This is a genomic window from Aeromonas sp. FDAARGOS 1410 (assembly GCF_019048745.1).
Classification (GTDB): Bacteria; Pseudomonadota; Gammaproteobacteria; order Enterobacterales; family Aeromonadaceae; genus Aeromonas; species Aeromonas jandaei.
The window spans coordinates 4,381,560-4,401,497 of record NZ_CP077401.1; the positions used below are offsets into that span (position 1 = coordinate 4,381,560).

The following is a 19,938-nucleotide window of genomic DNA, read 5'->3' on the forward strand; positions in this document are numbered from 1 at the left end:
GCAACTTGCCCCACCCGCCATTGGCCGTTAGGATGTGGCCATCTTGATGAACGGGGCGAGCATGATTCACCAACAACGCGTGGCGAAACGACTCCTGCTGCTGGTCTGCCTGCTGGTGCTCAATTGCGCGGCCCAGCCGCTGGCCAGGCTGGCACTGCTCGATCATGCCCTCACCTGTCAGGCCCTGCCCGCTCAGAGCATCGATGATGAGCAGAACGACGGCAAGCCTGTCAGCCCGCAGCCCACCAGCTGCCAGCTCAATGGCAAATGGCTGAGCGCCGCCAGCCTGCTCTGCGTCGAACAACTCTTCTTTGCCGTCGCCCTGCTGATTGCCCTGCTGGCGCCACTCTGGCGCTATACCCCTCCCTTACCACCGCCAAGGGTTATCTCACCACCCGAGCGGCGACTTCACCTCACGCTCTGCGTCTGGCGGGAATGATTCCGGCCTTTTTCCATTCGCCGTTACTCATTTTTTGCGAGACCAGACAGATGACAAACTTTTTCAAGGCAGCCCTGCTTATGGCCTGTCTGCTGTGGCAATCCACGGGATTGGCCAGCGATACGGGCTGGCTCACCAGCCCACAGAATGATCACGCCAGGGTGCGACTGCAGGCCGACCGCAGCGCCCCTGACCACACCCGCATCCTGCTCGACGTAGCCCTCGAGTCCGGCTGGAAGACCTACTGGCACAGCCCAGGCGAAGGGGGCATTGCCCCCCAGATCCTGTGGGATGAGCCGGTAGGAGACTTTCAGTGGCGCTGGCCCGCTCCGCGCCACTTCGAGGTGGCCGGACTCAGTACCCAGGGTTATCAGGGTGAGGTGCGCTTCCCCCTGAGCCTCAACTACCTCGCTGGCCAATCGCTCAAGGGCACCTTGCGCCTCTCCACCTGCAGCAACGTCTGCATCTTGACCGACTTCCCCTTCACCCTCGCGGTGGATGGTCAGGCCCCGGCCGGTTTCGACTTCGGCTGGGCCAAGGCCATCAGCAACCTGCCCCAGCCGCTGCCTGCCGACACCCGGGTCGAGCTCGGTTATCAGCACAACCAGCTGCAACTGCGCGCCGAGCGGGCGGAGGGTTGGCAATCACCGGCCCTCTTTATCGATGCGCTGGAAGGGGCCGAGTTTGGCAAGCCGGTGCTCGAGGTCGAGGGCAACACCCTGATCGCCCGGGTTCCGGTGAGCGATGGCTGGCAGGGAGATGCGCCGGATCTGCGCGGCCAATCCCTCGGCCTGCTGCTTACCAGTGGCGAGCAGGCGTGGCAGACCAAAGGCTCGATTGGCGAAGCGCTCGTATTGCCAGCGCCGAGCCAACCCCTCTTCTGGTTGCTGGGGGCGGCGCTGCTCGGCGGCCTTATCCTCAACCTGATGCCCTGCGTGCTGCCGGTGCTGGCGCTCAAGTTGGGGTCTGTGCTGCAACATCAGGAGCGTGAACAGGGAACCGTGCGCAAGCAGTTCCTCGCCGCCAGCGCCGGGATCATCGCCTCCTTCTGGGTGCTGGCGGCCATGAGCAGTCTGCTGCGCGCCACGCAAGGGGTCGTCGGCTGGGGCATCCAGTTCCAGAGCGCCGGTTTTATCGGCTTTATGGTGCTGGTCACCCTGCTGTTTTGCGCCAACCTGCTGGGGCTGTTCGAAATTCGTCTGCCGAGCAACCTCAACACCCACCTCGCCACCAGCGGCGGCAATGGCCTCGGCGGTCACTTTCTGCAGGGAAGTTTCGCCACCCTGCTGGCGACTCCCTGCTCGGCCCCCTTCCTCGGCACCGCGGTGGCGTTTGCGCTGGCTGCGCCGCTCGGCCAGCTCTGGCTTATCTTCACAGCTTTGGGGATTGGTATGAGCCTGCCCTGGCTGCTGGTGGCGGCCCTGCCGCGGCTCGCCCTCTGGCTGCCCAAGCCGGGTCGCTGGATGGGGCGCCTGCGCATCCTGCTCGGCTTGCTGATGCTGGGCTCCAGCCTCTGGCTGGCGAGCCTGCTTGGCAGCCATCTGGGCAACATGCAGGTTTACTGGCTGATGGTTGCCATGCTGCTGGCACTGCTGATTGGCATCATCTGGCGTTATGGCATGCGCGGCTTCACGCTGGCCCTCTCCCTCTCGACGCTTGTCGGCGCTGCCCTGCTGCTGGGGGGAGCATTTACGGCGCAGGGGACTGGCAACGTCGACCGGGTGGTCTGGCAGCCGCTCTCGGAACGAGCCATCACCGATGCGCTTGCCCAGAACAAGCGGGTCTTCGTCGATGTCACAGCTGACTGGTGCGTCACCTGCAAGGCAAACAAATACAACGTATTGCTGCGCGATGAGGTGCAAACCGCACTCTCGGCCCCCGATGTGGTGGCCCTGCGCGGCGACTGGAGCAAACCGGACGACACCATCGCCGCCTTCCTGCACCAGCGCGGGGCGGCAGCCGTCCCCTTCAACCAGATCTACGGCCCCGGCCTGCCACAGGGAGAGACCCTCTCCCCCCTGCTGGACAAGGCCGATCTGCTTTCCCTCTTGAATCAGGCCGGTCTGATCCAGACCAACGCCACCCATTTTTAAGGAGAACTCCATGAACCTGCGCTCCATCGCCCTGTTCACCGCCCTGTTTGCCGGCTCGCTGACTGCTCCAGCCCTGCACGCCGCCCCCTTCACCCCGGAGCAGGAGGCCCGCATCAAGGAGCTGATCCGCGAGACCCTGATCGCCAACCCCAAGATCCTCGACGAGGCGGCCGAATCCTGGGAGAAGCAGAACGCGGCAGCCCAACAGGCGCAGCTTGGCAACTTCATCAAGGGCAACAAGGATGTGCTGTTCAACAGCCCAACCAGCCCGCGCCTCGGCGCCAAGAACCCCAAGCTGACGCTGGTGCTGTTCACCGACTACAACTGCGCCTACTGCAAGCAGTTCGATCCCCGGCTGACCAAGCTGCTCAAGGCCTATCCGGACGATCTGGGGCTGGTGATCAAGTTGCTGCCGTTCAAGGGGCAGAGCTCTGCCAAGGCGGCCCAGTACAGCCTGACCCTGTGGCAGCAGGATCCGGCCCGCTTCCTCGCCCTGCATGACAAGCTGATGAGCAAGCAGGGGATGCTGACCGAGGCGGATATCAACAAGGCGCTGGCGGCCACCGGCAACGTGGCGCTCAAGCCCGCGCCCAAGGCGACCGAAGAGCTGCGCAACAGCCTGCGTATCGGCACCATTCTGGGGGTGCAGGGCACACCGGCGACCCTGATTGGCAACCAGCTGGTGCCGGGCGCCGTTCCCTATGAGGAGCTGGAGCAGCTGGTGAAGGCCGAACTGGCCAAGCTGGGGTAAGGGATGGCAAGCACCAACCCTCAACCCCGCTGGCGACGCTGGAGCAAGGAGGCGATCTGGCTGCTGTTGCTGGCACTGGTCATCTCGACCCTGCTCGATCTGTGGCGCAGCCCGACCCTGCCAGAGGGAGCGATGAGCGCCCCCGTCACCCTGCAGGATGGCAGCAACACGGATCTCGCCACCCTGAGCCGCGGCAAGCCGCTGCTGGTTTACTACTGGGCCAGCTGGTGCGGGGTGTGCCGTTTCACCACCCCGGCCGTGCAGCAGCTCTGGCAGGAGGGGGAAAACGTGCTGACGGTGGCGCTGCGCTCCGGCAATTCCGAGCAGTTAGGCAAGGGGATGAGCAAGAAGGGGCTCACCTTCCCGACCCACAACGACGAGTCGGGAGCGCTGGCTGCCCAGTGGCAGGTGGGCGTCACCCCGACGTTCCTCGTCATCAAGGATGGGATGCTTGTGAGCAGCACCACCGGCTGGAGCTCGAAGTGGGGCCTGCAACTGCGGCTCTGGTGGGCGTCGCTCTAGCCACGCGGCATCGTTGCCTGCAACAGGGCCATCCCACCGGATGGCCCTTTTTTATGCCCGACATTATTATCCCGACATCAGGCGGGGAGCTGCATCCCGCGTACCTGCTCCAGCAGGGCTGTTACCGCCATCGAGCGCAACGCATCGGGGGCGTAGCAGAGCCCCACCCGCCGCTTGAAGGAAGAGGCCGCCAGCTCGACGACCGCACAACCGGGCGGACAAAGCGAACGGGGCAACCAGGCGATCCCCGCCCCAGCGGCCACCATAGTCGCCGCCAGTCGCAGCGACCCCGCCCGCCGTGGATAGAGCGGCGCCTGATTGCCGAGGATGGCGATCAGCCGCAAGTGGGAGTCGTGGCGCGGGCAGGTGACCCAGGGTTCATCCGCCAACGCTGCCGGGGTGAGCGCCCCCTTGCCCGCCAGCGGGTGATCCGGCGGCAGCACCAGCACAAACTCCTCCTCCAGCAGGGGGATAAAGAGCTCGTCACCACAGCGCAGGGATTCACACCCCAGCCGCACATCGCCACAGCAGCCCTCCTCCAGGGTCAGCAGGATCTCCTCGTGGGCGAGCGCCCCTTGCACCAGCGCCCCCACCACGCCATCACCCAGATCCGCCTCAATCCCCACCGTCACCTCGAGGCAGGGGGAGGTTTCACGAAACTCGCGGGCGAGGGAGTCGGTATCGGCGATCAGCCGCTTGGCGCGGGGATAGAGCCGGTGCGCCGCTTCAGTCCCCTCCACCCCGCGCGCCTGCCGCACAAACAGGGTCACCCCCAGCTCATCCTCCAGCGTCTTGATGGTGTTGGAGAGGGTGGGTTGGGTAATGAAGAGGCGGGTGGCCGCCGCCGTGATGTTGCGCTCCTCGAAGACAGCTACAAACGCACGCAGGGTTCGCACACCCATAGAATTCACCTATACCAGACAGTCATAAAAGCCATTTTTCACGGCGACACGGGGCAAATATAGTGGCTTACCTGCCACAAGGCATCCCAATTTTCTATATCAGCGTCTATCAACACCGTCAGGAGCCATCATGCGCCATCTCTCTGTCATCGGCCTCGGGGCCATGGGCTCCGCCCTCGCCACCACCCTGATCAAGGCGGGCCATCCGGTCACCGTCTGGAATCGCAGCGCCGCCAAGGCAGCCCCGCTGCAAGCGCTGGGTGCAACACTCGCCCCCTCGGCTGGCGCAGCCATCGCCGCAAGTGATATCACCCTTGTCTGCGTCGATAACTACGCCGTCAGCCAGCAATTGCTGGATGAGGCGAGCGACGCCGTGGCGGGCAAGCTGCTGGTGCTGCTCTCCACCGGCAGCCCGCAGGGGGCCAGAGCGCTGGAGAGCTGGAGCCACGCCCGTGGCGCCCGTTATATCGATGGCGCCATTCTCTGTTTCCCGGATCAAATAGGCACCAGCGATGCCAGCATCATCTGCTCGGGGGCCAGCGCTGCCTTTAGCGAGGCCGAGCCGGTGCTGCGCCTGCTCGCCCCCACCCTCGACCATGTGGCCGAGGCGGTAGGCGCAGCCGCGGCACAAGATTGTGCCGTCGCCGCCTACTTTGCCGGTGGTCTGCTCGGTGCTCTGCACGGCGCGCTGATTTGCGAGGCGGAAGGGTTGCCGGTAGCCAAGGTGTGCGCTCAGTTCAGCGAGCTCTCGCCCATTCTCGGTGGCGATGTGGCCCACCTTGGCAAGACGCTGGCGAGCGGCGATTTCGATCACCCCTACGCCAGCCTGAAAACCTGGAGCGCCGCAATCAGTCGCCTCGCCGGTCATGCCACCGATGCCGGGATCGACAGCCGCTTCCCGCGTTTTGCCGCCGATCTGTTTGAGGAAGGGGTGGCACAAGGGTTTGGTCAGCAGGAGGTGTCAGCCCTCATCAAGGTGCTGCGGGCGCGCAATGGAGCGGCACAATGAACGAGCTGACCAACCACACCCCAATTGCACTGGTCACCGGCGCCGCTGGCGGGATTGGCCGCCAGCTCTGCATCGGGCTGGCCGAGGCGGGTTATCGGGTGATCGCCACCGATCTGGCCCCTCACGCTTTCGACCATCCGGAGATCCACTTTCACCCCCTCGATCTGCGGGACGAGCAGGCTATCACGCGGCTCTTTGCCGAGGTGCGCGCGCAGCACGGCGGCATCCATCTGCTGATCAACAACGGCGCCATCAGCAAGTTCCACACCCGCTTCGAGGAGCTGAGTGCAGCCCAGTTCGATCAGGTGATGACGGTCAATGTGCGCGGTGCCATGCTCTGCGCCCGCGCCTTTGTGCAGGCCAACCACGGGTTGTCCTATGGCCGCATCATCAATATTGCCTCCACCCGCTGGCAGCAGAACGAACCGGGTTGGGATGCCTACGGCGCCTCCAAGGGGGCGCTGGTCGCTCTCACCCAATCCCTCGCCAACTCGCTGGCCGACTACCCCATCACGGTCAATGCCATCAGTCCGGGCTGGATCCAGGCGGAGGATTACCACACCCTGACCGAGGCGGATCACCGCCAGCACCCGAGTGGCCGGGTCGGGCGCCCCGACGACATCACCCGCGCCTGCCTCTTTCTGGCGGATCCTCGCAACGACTTTATCAACGGTGCCAATCTGGTGGTCGATGGCGGGATGAGCAAGAAGATGATCTACCACACCTCCGCCTCCTTCTGGGAGGAGTAACCCCTGCGGCGGCAGCCTCGCCCCGGCCTGCCGCCCGCCCCTTTCCTGCCCGTTTTTTCATCGCTTTTGCCCCGCCGCCCTTGCACTGGCCAGACCGACTGGCAACAATAGGCACTCAACTGACCCCTCTTCATTTCGCCCGTTAATTGATCGCCCAACTCATCGCGTTGGCGGGCTGTTTCCGTTAAAATGACGGGTTTTTGCCGTGCCTGGTTTGCCAATCCCCACCATCAGGCACTCGCAGCGTGAATCCTATGATGCCAGTGATGCAGGATCTGCCATGAACAACTACTTTCGGGTGCTGGGCGTCAAGTCCAACGCCAGCGAAAACGACATCAAGAAAGCCTATCGTCGGCTGTCGAACCAGTACCACCCCGACAAGCTGCACGGGGCCAGTGAAGAAGAGAAAGAGCAGGCAGCCATCAAGCTGCACCAGGTAAAGCAGGCCTATGAAGTGCTGTCCGATCCGAAACAGCGGGCCGCCTTTATCAAGGATTTCAACAACGTCATCGTGACCGACCCCGCCTCCGCCATGCAGGAGATGTGGGATCAGTTCTACCCCTGAAACAGCAGGCAGAAAGAGCAACTATGCAAAAGAGATGGGACCAGGCGCGGCTCAAGTCGCTGCAAAGCGATGCCAGCGAAAACATCGAATCCTACCGGGATCAGGACGACCCCAAGGGGCTGGAACAGTTCACCGATCAGATGAAGAGCCTGCTGCTGGCCGATATGAGCATGCTGGAGTTTATGCCCGAGTATCTGCCGCTGGCCCTCTATGGCCGGGTGCAGTTCCCGGCCAAGGCCAAGTCGCAGTGGAACAAGTGGCTCGCCAGCGGCGAGCAGCCAAGCTGGGACGAGTTCAAGGTGAGCGTCGGCTTCAACAACGCCGCCCTGCAGCTGGTCAAGGCGGTGCGGGCCCAGAGCGAAGATCAGCTGATGGAAGCCTGCGCCGTGCTGTTCCTGCTCGATAACCCGCTGCCGCGCGGCAGCCACCGCAGGGATGACGACTATGAGCTGCGCGACGAAGAAGATGAAGACGGGGAAGATGCCGACGCCGACTACCATGGCGGCAGTGACCGCTATGGTGATGACGACGGCGATCAGGATATGTACGACGAAGTCCGTTTCTAATTGGGGCAAGGCATGAGCAACAGTCTGATAGAAATTACCGCCATCGAGATCAAAGAGCTGGCCGTTATCGAGCCGAAGCAGGCCAGCGAGAAGTTCGAGCTGATCGCCAAGACCATGTCTGACGACCAGCTGGCAGAAGTGATTGAAAACATTGATATCGTTACCCTGACCCAGATTAACGGCCAGCACGATATCTCCTTCCCCTCCATCATCTCCGAGCTGATGACCCCGGAGCGGATCCGCGACATCGTCTGCCAGCAGCCGCTCTATTGGGAAGAGGCGATCAAGAACAACGCCGACGAGCTGCAACAGCACACCTTCGACTTCCTCAACTACCTGATCCGCACCCAGGATAGCGAAGCCAAGCAGCGCGAGATCCTCGAGTGCGTGGCCGAAGACCCGGCCGGTCTCTTCTACCTCGCCATCCCCTTTATCGAGTTCTATCGCGGCGATCGCTATGAAGAGGACGAAGGCTACCGCGACGTGCTGCACGCCGAAGAGGAAGATCTCGAAGAGTCCCTGCGCTACAGCGAGCGCCAGCAGAGCGAGGATGTCCACGACTACGCGCTGGATGACCCGCGCAGCCTCCTGATGCTCATTCGCGAGCTGGCCCCCGAGGTTGAGAAAGCCATCAAGGCGCTGCTGCGCAACGAGCACTCCACCTGGGACGGCATCATCAACAAGTTTGCCGCCGAGCTGGTGATGCAGGCCAAAGAGAAGAACAAGGTCGAGGAAGACGAGTACGGCGACGTCGACGACATGTTCAGCTTTCTGGATTAAGGAGCCCATTCATGCAGTTAGTCATTCGCGATGCCAACCAGGGCCCCTTTCTGACCCAGGTGCTGCGCTTTGGCCGCGACAATGAACGTTTGAGCGAGCAACAGCTGGCCGCCATCAAGGGCAAGGCGGTGCTGATGAGCCTCAAATTCGCCGACAAGTACTACAACAAGTACAAGATGCACCTGCTGGAGCAGGCCGCCCACGACGTCATCGGCGTGGTGAGCCTCGGTCTGCAGGAGCTCTCGGCGCGGGATCCGGCCAAGGCGCTGGCGCTGCTGCAGGCGCCGGAAGGCCCCATCAAGCCGTTCCAGAAGGGCTGGTCGATGCTCATTACCGTCAGCCCCAAGCAGGCTGGCAACAGCCTCTACGGTGATGTGGATGCCCGCCTGCTGGACAAGATCTCGAGCCCGCCCGATGTGGAGGAGTGGCAAGGGTGGCAGGAGTACGAGAAGGCGCTGACCGAGCACAACAAGAGCCGCCTGATGGAGCTCATCGACCAGCACTTCTTCGCCTGCGAGAGCGACCACCCCACCATGGAGGACAAGCTGGCCGAAGCGCTGCTCTACCGCATCCTCTGCGGCAAGGGCAGTGGCGCCGCCCCGCTCAAGGTGAAGCAGGATCTCAAGCGCAAACTGGCGCGGGAGATTGAGCTCGACGAGGGCTGGTATGACACCGACTACCTCGCCGCCCAGCTCGCCCTGATGCTAAGCGCGCTGCCCGCCGACATGGCCGCCGCCCTGCGTCAGGAGCTGAGCCCGGGCTTTGTGCCCAACCTGCTGCACACCCTCGGCTTTGTGCGCCAGTACCAGCTGCTGCAAAAAGAGAACGCCTCACCGGAGAAGCTCGACAACATCGAGATGCGCGCCGGTCTCAAGCACCCGCTGCTCGGCTGGCCGCTCTACCACAACTTCTAAGGCCGCTTTCGCCGCCTCTTTTGTTGCGCCCCCATGTGGGATGACCCAACGCCCGGCCCGCCGGGCGTTGTTCTATCTACCTCATCAACTCCCACGATTGACGTAACAAATCGGGATGCAACCAGTTCAGATGGCTTCATTCAAACCTTGTTCGAAGCTATACTGCGCCCCTGATTCAGGGCTGAATAAACCAGTCATAATACAGGTCAGATTTTTATGCTGCTGCCACTTTTAATGCTTATCAGCGCCAATACTCCGCAACTGTCAGATACCCGCCTTTATCGAGAAGTTGCCAATAACTGTAAAAATGTAGATTTGGAAAATTGGCAACATCCGACCAGAAAGGTATTACTGGAACGAGGCGTTATATTAAAAAAAGTCGAGTTATGTAACGATGGTAAATATCCAATCTATCATGTTCGACTCCCGTATGACCCGGCTGGGCAGACTCAAGATTATTTCAACCCACTCTATGTGGCCATGTACGGAGCCAACGGAAAATGGCCATATGCCATGGTCGATGAGGAAGGAACCATTGTGTATATGACCTATCGGAAAGGTTCTATTATCACACCGGACTACGAGCTTTTCTCACCATAATCAGATTTTATCTCTGAGGGAAATACTCAAGGAATGCAAAATAAACATATTTTCATAAAGGATAGCATCACGATTCCCAGCCCCAAAATGCTCTGATTAATATATTGTCCGACTATCTTAAGTCACCTATCTGTCGAAACTAATCTGTATCACGTTATTACAACAAGAATATATATTAGCCCCTGCGATGAAACGCTCAAAAATCCCCCACACCATCTGGCTCTGAGCAAGTCCTCATTTTCAATATTTATTCACTCAAACAGTGAAACTGAATAAATACGCTGCCACTCAACATGCCGGCGGCGATGGCGAAAGAGCAGCCAAAAGCGGGATGGTGATCTCACTATCAAATCAGTTCAGGCCAAAATAGGTTCCATTCAACCCCGATCATTCTGATACCTACCCAGCCAGCGCCAGCTTTTCAGCAGCCAAAACCGCATAAAAAACCGGAATAGATCAATAAAAGACAATTAATCTCGCCAGATTAAATTTCAGGTATGGCTATTTGCACCGCTTGGCCGCTAAATGACAGACCGGCCTTCAGACCAGCATGGAAGCGCACAAGGCTAGCCGGCAGCAGACCGGTACGCTCTCAGGACGAGTTATGACTTTCTTCTCTCACAGGAGACAGACCGTGAGCGCTTCGAATCAACACCCCACCATTCCCCCCGGCTCCGGGGCGCTGTTCTTTATCCAGACCTTCTCGACCCTGGGGTTTGCCGTGCTCTACTCCACGCTGGTGCTCTACGCCACCAAGCGGCTCGGCTTTAGCGAATCCCAGGCCAACGCCATGATGGGGGTCTTCGGGGCCTTCAACTATGGCCTGCACCTGTTTGGCGGTTATCTCGGCGGGCGCTACCTCAGCAACCGCAACCTGTTCGTGATGGGGATGGTGCTGCAGGTGATCGGCTGCTACTTCATCGCCGAGATGGGGATCACCGGCCTCTACTGGGGGCTCGCCATGTTCCTTACAGGCAGCGGCCTCAACGTCACCTGCCTCAACATGATGCTGACCCAGCGCTTCGCCCCGGATGATCACCGCCGCGAGAGCGCCTTCCTGTGGAACTACGCCGGGATGAATCTGGGCTTCTTTATCGGCTTCACGGTAGCGGGCTACTTCCAGCTCACCGAGGATTACCGCACCCTGTTCCTGTTTGCGACGCTGGGCAACATCATCGCCATCATCGCTACCTTCGCCTGCTGGCCCATTCTGGCGGATATCAGCACCCCGCTGCGCCATGTCAAAGGGAGCGGCTTCTACCGCCGCATGCTGGCCGGGATCGCCATTCTGGCCATGCTGGTGCCGGCGCTGCGTCTGCTGCTGACCCACGCCAGCTTCAGCGGCAGCTTTGTGCAGATCCTCGGCGCCGTGGTGCTGGTGCTGCTCTGCGTGATGACCGCCCGCCACCCGGACGCCGCCGAGCGCAGCCGCATGGTGGCCTACCTGATCCTCGCCCTTGGCTCCCTCATCTTCTGGTCGCTCTACCAGCTGGCGCCCATGGGGCTGATGCTCTTCTCCGAGCACAACATCAACCTCAACGTGTTCGGGCTGCGGGTCGCCCCCCAGTGGATCCAGAACATCAACACCCTCGTCATCGTCATCGGTGGCCCCCTGATGGCGCTGCTGTTCAAGCGACTGCGCGAACAGGGCTGGAATATCGACATTCCTTCCCAGTTTGCCGCCTCCCTGTTCTGCATGGGGCTCGGCATGCTGGTGCTGCCGCTCGGCATCCATCTGGCGGGGGCCGACGGGCTGGTCGCCTTCAAGTGGATCGCCATCAGCTATGTGCTGCAGAGTTTTGGCGAGCTGCTTATCTCCCCCATCGGTTACGCCATGATCGGCAAGCTGGCCCCCGCCAGCCTGCAAGGCTTGATGATGGGCTGCTGGATGATGGTGACCGGCGTTGCCTCAGTGCTGGCGGGCTATGTCTCCAGCGCTATGCCGCAGAATATCGGCAGCTCTCCGGTGGCCACCAACCCGGGCTACAGCTCGGTGTTCAACATGCTGGGCTGGGGCTCGATGGCGGGCGGGATCATCCTGCTGTTGCTGGTGCCCCGTCTGCGCCTGCTGATCGCCTCGAAAATCACCCCGCCTCCGGCGGCGACAGCTATCCCCGTCTGATGGGCTTGCACCACCTGCAATAATGGCGGCGTGATCAACAGGCAAGAGCAAGGGCCCCGCAACTCCGGTTGCGGGGCCCTCTTTTACTGACCGTCAGGCAATAGACCGAGCCGTAGCACTGCCTTGGCTTTCCTCTGATAGTTCAGACCTGAAATCATCAGCCCCCCCCTGTTTCAGGCGAAGTCAACGATCCCCAGCTGCTTGGCCATGGCCAGCTCGTTGCGTTCGACGATCTCCTCCACCACCTTGCCCTCGGCGTTGAATCTGAAATAGGTCAAGGCACTCCAGGTCACATCCTTGCCGGTGACATCGAATCCTTTCCAGGTATTTGAGCCTTTGGCGACGTGGGTCAATGCAACGAATACCTCGTCTTCCGAGCTCATTATTTTCTGAAAGGTGGTTTCAATAGACTCATAACGATCGACCACACAGGCTGACAATGACGTTTTAAATTGCTCAAGGGTGGTAATAGGTTCTGCACAGTCAGGTCTGAATATACAAAGATCTTCCGAGAAATATTCACTCACCCGTTCAACATCCTTGCCATCTACGCAATATTTAAAGTAATTAATGACTGTATCGACGTTATTGCTCACAGGCGACTCCCGTTTTATTAATTGACATCCAATTTAACTAGAAAATATGATGCATGGAATATCTGTTACTGCCAGACGGGGCCATAGTACAAATCCGGCAGGAGATGATAAATGCAATAACAGGAAATCTCTTTTATAAAATCAGGAAGAATCCATGGATAGATGGACTGAATATGAAGTCTTTGTGCAGGTGGTCGAATTGGGGAGTCTCAGCAAGGCCGCAGATGCACTGGGCTTGTCCAACCCTGCAGCCAGCAGGCATCTGGCCGCACTGGAGCAGCGACTCAATGCACGGCTCGTCGAGCGAACGACCCGGCGCCTGTTTGTCACTGAAATCGGTGAGCACTTCTATGCCCGCTGCAAAACAGCGCTGAATGAGATGCGAGAAGCCATCGATGAAGTCAGTATCAAAACGGGAATGCCAACCGGGGTCTTGAAATTGACGGCTTCGCTGTCACTGATGCTGAATGTCATCTCCCCCTTGATACCGAAATTCATGGCGAAATATCCCGGCATTCAGGTCGAGTTGATTGCCAATAATCGCTATCTGGATATTATCGAAAACAATATCGACATCAGTATTCGCTCAAGAGAGTCTGAGCCGGACTCCAGCCTTATTATTCAACCTCTGGCCACTGCACCACGTATTCTGGCGGCCTCTCCGGAATATATTGAGCATTATGGCGAACCGGAAACGCCACACGATCTGAAAAAACACCAACTGTTGCTCTACAGCTATCACAATCCCGGAGAGCTGACCATGATGAAGGGCTCGATAAAATTACGGGTGCCAACCACGCCCACCATTGAGTCCAACGACGCCCAGATCCTGCTCGCCAATGCCAAAAACGGCATGGGGATCCTGGCACAGCCCGTTTATGCCATTTATGACGAATTGCGCAGCCAGCGTCTTAAACCTGTACTCACCGACTGGACACTGCCCGATCTCTCCATCGGCATGGCCTATGCGAACAGAAACTTTATTCCGTCCAAGACCAGGGTGTTTATCGAATTTATCAAGGAGGAGTTTCAACAGTTCGATTATGAGCAGCGCTGGCGCCACGTCTGCGCCTGCTGATCGTCTCGAAAATGGCCCCGCAATCATGGATTGCGGGGCCTCTGCTTTTGGCGAGATGGCGGGTTCGTTTCTGGCTGGCGGTACGACGCCTATGGTTATTTTTGCACCAAAGAAACCAATCTATTTTTTACTGTCGCACTGATGAAACAATCGCGCAAATCGGGGGGGTAAGGGGATTCTGCACAGCGTCAGCCGCCCGGTAGGTATTTCCCGCCGACAGGGGTAGGATGAGTGAAGTCGGAGCCATATAGCGACCGCAGTTATCGGAGTCGCCCTATGCCGCCCGCCATATACTCAAAGCCTTGTGAGCCAGACTCACCACGATAAGGAGAGATGAGATGTATATGTTTTTACCCTTCCTGCTGGCGCTGATAACGGGGATCAGCATCTTGCTGAACAAGCGCGGCGCCTCCTATCTGCTCTGGGCTCTGTTGCTGGTGGTGACCCTGCTCTCCTTTATGCACCATGTGACCGACCCGCTCACCCTCTCGTTCTAGGAGCCCGCCATGAGCCTTTCGACCTCTGCCACCGCCGCGAAGAGTGATCTGCCCCAGCTGCTCGATACGCTGGGGCTGGCGGGCATCTGCCTGACCCTGATCGTCGCCTTCTATTACCAGCTCTATCTGGCCGAACTCCCCTGCCCCTTGTGTTTATTGCAGCGGGTCGGCCTGGTCGTCGCCGGTTTCGGCTTTATGTTCAACCTGCAATTTGGCGCAAAAGGGGCCCACTACGGCATCGTGATTGTCGGCGCCCTGACCACCGCCATGATCGGCGCCCGACAGGTGCTGCTGCATATTCTGCCCGGCGATCCCGGCTACGGTACCACCTTTCTCGGGCTGCACTTTTATAGCTGGTCGCTGATCAGCGCCCTGCTGATTATCCTGGCTGTCGCCCTGATATTGATGGTGCGGGACGGGCTCGCTATTGCGCTGCCCAAGCTGGATCTGGCGCGCTGGGGGCGTATCGCCTCCCTGCTGTTTGTCTTGCTGATTGCGGCAAACCTGATCTCTACCGTGCTGGAGTGTGGCGCGGGACAGTGCGCCGATAATCCCGTCATCTATGAGCTGCTGAGCCTGCGTTAATCCCCCTCAAGGTGGCGGCCAGTCCGCCACCTTTTATTGCCGCATTTATTGCCGAAAAGGCGCAACAAGTCCGGCCCGTTGCAGCGGCAACCTCGCGGATTCAATAGCGGTGCAATTTCATTGCACCCTACGGTTACCTCCCCTCACCCTGACCCTCTCCCAAGGGGAGAGGGGCTCAGCGCCTGCCGACCTGTAGCCATAGCTGTCACCCTTAGCTATCACGCCATACCACGGTCACTATCAATGGCTGCGATCTCTGCTCCCTTCTCCCACTCTTTGCCATAGATAAGGGGAGAAGGGTCGGGGATGAGGGGGAACAAACCATCACAACAGAAGCCACCGACAAGCAGCAGTGCGTTAAATCAAGCAGGAGCACGTAGGGTCGATTAGCGAAGCGTAATCGTCCGCACCGCAATCCCCGTGGCGATGGAGATAGAGAAGAGAGCAGCTGGCGCACCAGCAGAATTGCGGCAACCGATTTTCGCGATCGTCTGATTACGCTTCGCTAATCAGACCTACGGGCTATCAATGGCTGCGATCTCTGCTCCCTTCTCCCACTCTTTGCCACAGATAAGGGGAGAAGGGTCGGGGATGAGGGGGAACAAACCATCACAACAGAAGCCACCGACAAGCAGCAGAACGTTAAAGAAAACAGAGAAAAGTAGGGTCGATTAGCGAAGCGTAATCGTCCGTACCGCAATCTCGGTGGCGATGGAGATAGAGAAGAGAGCAGCTGGCGCACCAGCAGAATTGCGGCAACCGATTTTCGCGATCGTCTGATTACGCTTCGCTAATTAGCCCCCCCCTGTTTGCGAACCTAAGCTTCATTCAAAACTCAAAAAAAAGTACACTATCAAAAACCATTAATATTTTTATTAAAAAGGAACTGTGATGCACCCCAAAATATCTGCGTTAAAGACCGCAATAAATAAATTACATGACGCCATATTAAACAAAGGTTTACCAGAGCAATCTTTTACAGATAGCTTAGGGTGGAACACTATAGCAATCTCGCCTGATAATATTTTAAATTTCATATACAACATCACTGAAAAATTAGATGGCTATGAGATAGATACAATACCATCATCCCTAGACGATGTGATTGATGTATTAATTGAAAGAGTAAAGCAGCAAACTCAGCTTGTTGATACTTACCTTGCTCTAGACCCGAGTAGAATCACACCTATAGTGACATCAACCTTTATTCTAATACAGTTAATCAATAATGAATTAGACACATCACTATTTTCATGGAGTAGTATTAACAGCAACAAGCTTGCACCTAAAAATATAAAAACAAGACTTAGAGCTCTAAACTCTAGACTTGATGCTTTAGAAGGTGATTGTTCCGATATAAACGAAAAAGTAACAACTATAAACAGTGCCTATGAAACGGCAGAATCATTACCCGCAGTAATCCAAGATCTGAATGATGCAAAAAATAAACTTACATCAACCATAAATGAAACTCGGGACGAAATTAATAAATATAAGAATGAGATAAGCGAAATAAAAGCATTTATTGGCGCAAAAAAATCAGAGTCAATATCAATGCATGATAATATAAAAAGTCTGTTAGAAAAGACTAATGCTTATGCGCAAAGCGCTTCTAGTCTTGTTGAGCAATGCGATGATGCTCTTCAAATAACAACAACACAGGGCTTAGCTGCAGGCTTTGACCAAAAAGCGACTGAACTTAGGAAGTCTATTTGGGTTTGGATAGTTGGGCTACTAATTGCTCTATCTGTGGGTCTAATCATTGGATCTGCAAGAGTAACCGAGTTCTCGGCGGCATTAAAAGACAATTTAACGGCAGGTCAAGCAATACTACATACCATCATTTCCATTTTTTCTATTGGTGGACCTCTTTGGCTTGCTTGGATCTCAACACAACAAATAAATCATCGCTTTAAGCTTTCTGAGGATTATTCTTATAAGGCTACTGTTGCAAAAGCATTTACTGGCTTTAGAAAAATATCGGAAGACTTCAATCAAGAAACCAGTGAGCGGCTATTTAATTCAACTTTAGATCGTCTTGATGAAATGCCATTGCGCCTGTTGTCTGGTAAGGATTATAACAGTCCATGGCATGAATTTATTGACTCAGATGCTTTTAAAAAGGCTATTGATATGGTTCCAGCACTAGCCAAAGAAGCTGGGCGCTTTGCTGAAAACACCAAATTAAATAAAAAGATACCTGTACCTAAAAGTGACGAGAAGCCAGTAAAAGCAAAACAAGAAGAAAAAACTACAGCTGAAGCCGAGTGATTTCTAAAGCCTGAATAAGAAAGGGCGCTTTCGCGCCCTTTTATATTAATTACCCTTCCTGATTTTCCCCGGCTACCGGTTCGGCGCCGGCGGCGGGTTCAATCTCGATACGATCGACGCGCTGCAAACCGCGGGGCAGCTTGGCGCCGCGGCGGCCGCGCTCGCCGCGGTAGTAGTCGAGATCAGAGGGTTTGAGGGTGAGCTTGCGCTTGCCGGCAAACAGGGTGACCGACTGCCCCTGCGGGATGACGGCGGCCATCACCACAAACTCCTCCCGCGCCTTGACGCGCGCCGACGGAATGCTGATGAGCTTGTTGCCCTTGCCCTTGCCGAGCACCGGCAGAGTGTTCATCGGGAACAGCAGCATGCGCCCCTCGTTGGAGATAGCCATGCAGAGATCGGTCTCCGGCGAGCCAATCTTCTGGGGTGCCATCACCAGACCCCCTTCCGGCACGGTAAGCAGCGCCTTGCCGTTCTTGTTCTTGCCGATGAGGTCGTCATAGGTGCAAACAAAGCCGTAACCGGCGTCGCTGGCGATCAGATACGGCTCGCCTTCATTGCCCATCACCAGATGACGCACCTCTTCACCGGCACCCAGCGCAAAGCGGCCGGTGAGCGGTTCGCCCTGACTGCGGGCGGAGGGCAGGGTGTGCGCCTCCAGCGAGTAGGTGCGGCCAAAGCTCGACAGGAACACCGCCTGCTGGTTGCTGCGGCCAAAGGCGTGGGTGAGGTAGTTGTCCCCCGCCTTGTAGGAGAGCCCCTCGACATCCACGTCGTGGCCCTTGGCGGCGCGCACCCACCCCTTGTCGGAGAGGATGACGGTGACCGGCTCGCTCGGCACCAGCTCTTTCTCGGTCAGCGCCACGGCGGTGGCACGCTCCACCAGCGGGGTGCGGCGATCGTCGCCGTACTTCTCGGCATCGGCCAGCAGCTCTTTCTTGAGCAGGGTGTTGAGACGGCGCTCGGAGCCCAGAATGAGCTCCAGCTTGTCGCGCTCTTCGGCCAGTTCGTTCTGTTCGGCGCGCAGCTTGAACTCTTCGAGCTTGGCCAGATGGCGCAGTTTCAGCTCGAGGATCGCTTCGGCCTGGGTCTCGGTAATGTTGAAGCGCTCCACCATCACCTTGCCCGGCTCATCCTCGGTACGGATGATCTCGATCACCTCGTCGATGTTGAGGTAGGCAATCAACAAGCCTTCGAGGATGTGCAGGCGAGCCAGCACCTTGTCGAGGCGGAACTGCAGGCGGCGACGCACGGTCTCGCGGCGGAACTGGATCCACTCGCTGAGGATGGTCTTGAGGCACTTCACCTGCGGCCGGTTGTCGAGGCCGAGGATGTTGAGGTTGACCCGGTAGTTCTTCTCCAGATCCGTGGTGGCGAACAGGTGGGCCATCAGCCCCTCCACATCCACCCGGTTGGAACGCGGCACGATCACCAGACGGGTCGGGTTCTCGTGGTCCGATTCATCCCGCAGGTCGGTGACCATCGGCAGCTTTTTCGCCACCATCTGGGCGGCGATCTGCTCCATGATCTTGGCGCCGGAGGCCTGATGAGGCAGCGCCGTGATGACGATATCGCCATCCTCCTCGCTCCAGACCGCCCGCTGCTTGATGGAGCCCTTGCCGGTCTCGTAGATTTTGCGGATGTCATCGCGCGGGGTGATGATCTCGGCGTTGGTCGGGTAGTCCGGCCCCTGAATGTGCTGCATCAACACATCCAGCCCCGCATTGGGGTTGTCGAGCAGCTCGGCACAGGCGTAGGCCACTTCCCGCGCGTTGTGGGGCGGGATGTCGGTCGCCATGCCCACCGCGATACCGGTCACCCCGTTGAGCAGGATGTGCGGCAGGCGGGCAGGCAGCACCACCGGCTCCTTCATGGTGCCGTCGAAGTTCGGCGTCCACTCCACCGTGCCTTGCCCCAGCTCTGAGAGCAGCAGCTCGGAGAAGCGCGACAGCCGCGCCTCGGTATAACGCATGGCGGCGAAGGATTTGGGATCGTCCGGCGCCCCCCAGTTACCCTGACCATCCACCAGCGGGTAGCGGTAGGAGAAGGGCTGGGCCATCAGCACCATGGCTTCATAACAGGCGCTGTCGCCGTGGGGGTGGTACTTACCCAGCACGTCACCCACGGTACGGGCGGATTTCTTGTGCTTGGAGAGCGCCGACAGACCCAGCTCGCTCATGGCGTAGATGATGCGCCGCTGCACCGGTTTGAGGCCGTCGCCGATATGCGGCAGGGCCCGATCCATGATGACGTACATGGAGTAGTTCAAGTAAGCCTGTTCGGTAAAGGTGCGCATTGGCTGGCGCTCTACCCCGTCCAGACTCATTAATTGTTCATTCATCATTGCGCCCCCTCTATGGGCTCATCCGATGTGACGGACCAGAAGACGTGTTTGCTCGGGCGAGCCATCGACATAACGATAGGATTGCGATCAATATCTCTAAGCCTTTGCTTTAATGCGCTTTTTATGTCTGCCAGATGTTCTGGCGCAGGGCAAAGGTTAGGCGTTTTAATATGAGGTTCGATATGAAACACAGCTCTTTTTTGAGCCTTCGCCAAAACCTCTTGTGCAAATAACTGCTGCGCTTGTGGCGCGCTCACTTTTGCAGCGTCGAGTAATACCAGTGAATCTTTTATCTTCTTTTCGAACTCGTCGACCAAGACACTCGGTTTGTTGACTTTGTCGATGGCGCGCTGATTGGCAAAGATGCGATAATCGGTCGCTTCTATTAGCCAGCAACACTCATCATCAGGTCGCAAAGCAACCAGATCGATTGCCTTGGTGCCCTGATTTGTCCTCTGATAATTTCTCACAAATAGCCAGCCATCAAATTTTTCGACGACAGCCTCATCTGGAAAATTAAAATTCAGGAACCGCTCTGTAAAAATGGGCATTTGT

The 19,938-nt window shown here is 58.0% G+C and carries 20 protein-coding genes; 16 read left to right on the forward strand and 4 right to left on the reverse strand.

All coding sequences use genetic code 11. The annotated features are described in order from the left end of the window. Positions 1-61: 61 nt before the first annotated feature. From I6L40_RS20385 to I6L40_RS20400, 4 genes are read left to right on the forward strand one after another with little or no spacing between them, the layout of a single operon-like run. Positions 62-439: a hypothetical protein gene (locus I6L40_RS20385; RefSeq protein WP_071912925.1), complete on the forward strand. Its 378-nt coding sequence runs from the start codon at positions 62-64 to the stop codon at positions 437-439. Between the two features lie 50 nt (positions 440-489). Continuing rightward, a complete protein-coding gene (locus I6L40_RS20390; protein WP_216994779.1) occupies positions 490-2,532 on the forward strand; it encodes a protein-disulfide reductase DsbD in 2,043 nt (680 codons plus the stop codon). Between the two features lie 10 nt (positions 2,533-2,542). Then, the gene (locus tag I6L40_RS20395) at positions 2,543-3,283 is read left to right on the forward strand and encodes a DsbA family protein (protein WP_071912564.1); all 741 of its coding nucleotides are present in this window, start codon (positions 2,543-2,545) and stop codon (positions 3,281-3,283) included. 3 nt (positions 3,284-3,286) lie between these two features. Beyond that, entirely contained in the window at positions 3,287-3,805 is a 519-nt protein-coding gene (locus I6L40_RS20400; RefSeq protein ID WP_071912563.1) for a protein disulfide oxidoreductase, read from the forward strand. A 77-nt stretch (positions 3,806-3,882) separates the two neighbouring features. Here the strand turns inward: I6L40_RS20400 and I6L40_RS20405 are convergent, their stop codons facing one another. Next, a complete protein-coding gene (locus I6L40_RS20405; RefSeq protein ID WP_216994780.1) occupies positions 3,883-4,707 on the reverse strand; it encodes a LysR family transcriptional regulator in 825 nt (274 codons plus the stop codon). Between the two features lie 130 nt (positions 4,708-4,837). Here I6L40_RS20405 and I6L40_RS20410 point away from each other — a divergent pair, with 130 nt between their 5' ends. The 8 genes from I6L40_RS20410 to I6L40_RS20445 all read left to right on the forward strand — a co-directional run bounded on the left by I6L40_RS20410 (position 4,838) and on the right by I6L40_RS20445 (position 12,012). Then, positions 4,838-5,716: an NAD(P)-dependent oxidoreductase gene (locus I6L40_RS20410; protein ID WP_208737118.1), complete on the forward strand. Its 879-nt coding sequence runs from the start codon at positions 4,838-4,840 to the stop codon at positions 5,714-5,716. Beyond that, complete coding sequence (locus I6L40_RS20415; protein ID WP_208737119.1) at positions 5,713-6,465, forward strand: SDR family NAD(P)-dependent oxidoreductase; 753 nt, start codon at positions 5,713-5,715, stop codon at positions 6,463-6,465. Before I6L40_RS20410 ends, I6L40_RS20415 begins: the two co-directional genes overlap by 4 nt. A gap of 280 nt (positions 6,466-6,745) precedes the next feature. Continuing rightward, the gene (locus tag I6L40_RS20420) at positions 6,746-7,030 is read left to right on the forward strand and encodes a DnaJ domain-containing protein (protein WP_005343121.1); all 285 of its coding nucleotides are present in this window, start codon (positions 6,746-6,748) and stop codon (positions 7,028-7,030) included. Positions 7,031-7,053: 23 nt separating this feature from the next. After that, entirely contained in the window at positions 7,054-7,596 is a 543-nt protein-coding gene (locus I6L40_RS20425) for a hypothetical protein (RefSeq protein ID WP_208737120.1), read from the forward strand. 12 nt (positions 7,597-7,608) lie between these two features. Continuing rightward, positions 7,609-8,376 carry a hypothetical protein gene (locus I6L40_RS20430; protein ID WP_005335887.1) on the forward strand — a complete coding sequence of 256 codons (768 nt, stop codon included), beginning with the start codon at positions 7,609-7,611 and terminating at the stop codon, positions 8,374-8,376. A gap of 11 nt (positions 8,377-8,387) precedes the next feature. Continuing rightward, positions 8,388-9,290, forward strand: a complete 903-nt coding sequence (locus tag I6L40_RS20435; protein WP_041209250.1) for a hypothetical protein — start codon at positions 8,388-8,390, stop codon at positions 9,288-9,290. A gap of 216 nt (positions 9,291-9,506) precedes the next feature. Then, on the forward strand, positions 9,507-9,890 hold the full coding sequence (locus tag I6L40_RS20440; RefSeq protein ID WP_201930485.1) for a hypothetical protein: 384 nt from the start codon (positions 9,507-9,509) through the stop codon (positions 9,888-9,890). Between the two features lie 634 nt (positions 9,891-10,524). Next, the gene (locus I6L40_RS20445) at positions 10,525-12,012 is read left to right on the forward strand and encodes a peptide MFS transporter (RefSeq protein ID WP_254204064.1); all 1,488 of its coding nucleotides are present in this window, start codon (positions 10,525-10,527) and stop codon (positions 12,010-12,012) included. Positions 12,013-12,185: 173 nt separating this feature from the next. On the opposite strand, the gene I6L40_RS20450 is transcribed toward I6L40_RS20445, so the two are convergent. Beyond that, positions 12,186-12,608: an ester cyclase gene (locus I6L40_RS20450; RefSeq protein ID WP_216994782.1), complete on the reverse strand. Its 423-nt coding sequence runs from the start codon at positions 12,606-12,608 to the stop codon at positions 12,186-12,188. A gap of 154 nt (positions 12,609-12,762) precedes the next feature. Between I6L40_RS20450 and I6L40_RS20455 the strand changes: the two genes are divergently transcribed. The 4 genes from I6L40_RS20455 to I6L40_RS20470 all read left to right on the forward strand — a co-directional run bounded on the left by I6L40_RS20455 (position 12,763) and on the right by I6L40_RS20470 (position 17,039). Continuing rightward, complete coding sequence (locus I6L40_RS20455; protein ID WP_041209253.1) at positions 12,763-13,686, forward strand: LysR family transcriptional regulator; 924 nt, start codon at positions 12,763-12,765, stop codon at positions 13,684-13,686. A 338-nt stretch (positions 13,687-14,024) separates the two neighbouring features. Then, positions 14,025-14,183: a DUF5993 family protein gene (locus tag I6L40_RS20460; RefSeq protein ID WP_005343116.1), complete on the forward strand. Its 159-nt coding sequence runs from the start codon at positions 14,025-14,027 to the stop codon at positions 14,181-14,183. A 9-nt stretch (positions 14,184-14,192) separates the two neighbouring features. Then, on the forward strand, positions 14,193-14,768 hold the full coding sequence (locus tag I6L40_RS20465) for a disulfide bond formation protein B (protein ID WP_216994783.1): 576 nt from the start codon (positions 14,193-14,195) through the stop codon (positions 14,766-14,768). Between the two features lie 891 nt (positions 14,769-15,659). Further along, entirely contained in the window at positions 15,660-17,039 is a 1,380-nt protein-coding gene (locus I6L40_RS20470; RefSeq protein WP_216994784.1) for a hypothetical protein, read from the forward strand. 49 nt (positions 17,040-17,088) lie between these two features. Here I6L40_RS20470 and parC read toward each other — a convergent pair whose 3' ends face one another. After that, positions 17,089-19,380 carry a DNA topoisomerase IV subunit A gene (gene parC, locus I6L40_RS20475; protein ID WP_216994785.1) on the reverse strand — a complete coding sequence of 764 codons (2,292 nt, stop codon included), beginning with the start codon at positions 19,378-19,380 and terminating at the stop codon, positions 17,089-17,091. Continuing rightward, positions 19,380-19,934, reverse strand: coding sequence for a hypothetical protein (locus tag I6L40_RS20480; protein WP_216994786.1), 555 nt, complete (start codon positions 19,932-19,934; stop codon positions 19,380-19,382). The genes parC and I6L40_RS20480 overlap by 1 nt, the downstream gene beginning before the upstream one ends. Positions 19,935-19,938 lie beyond the last annotated feature (4 nt).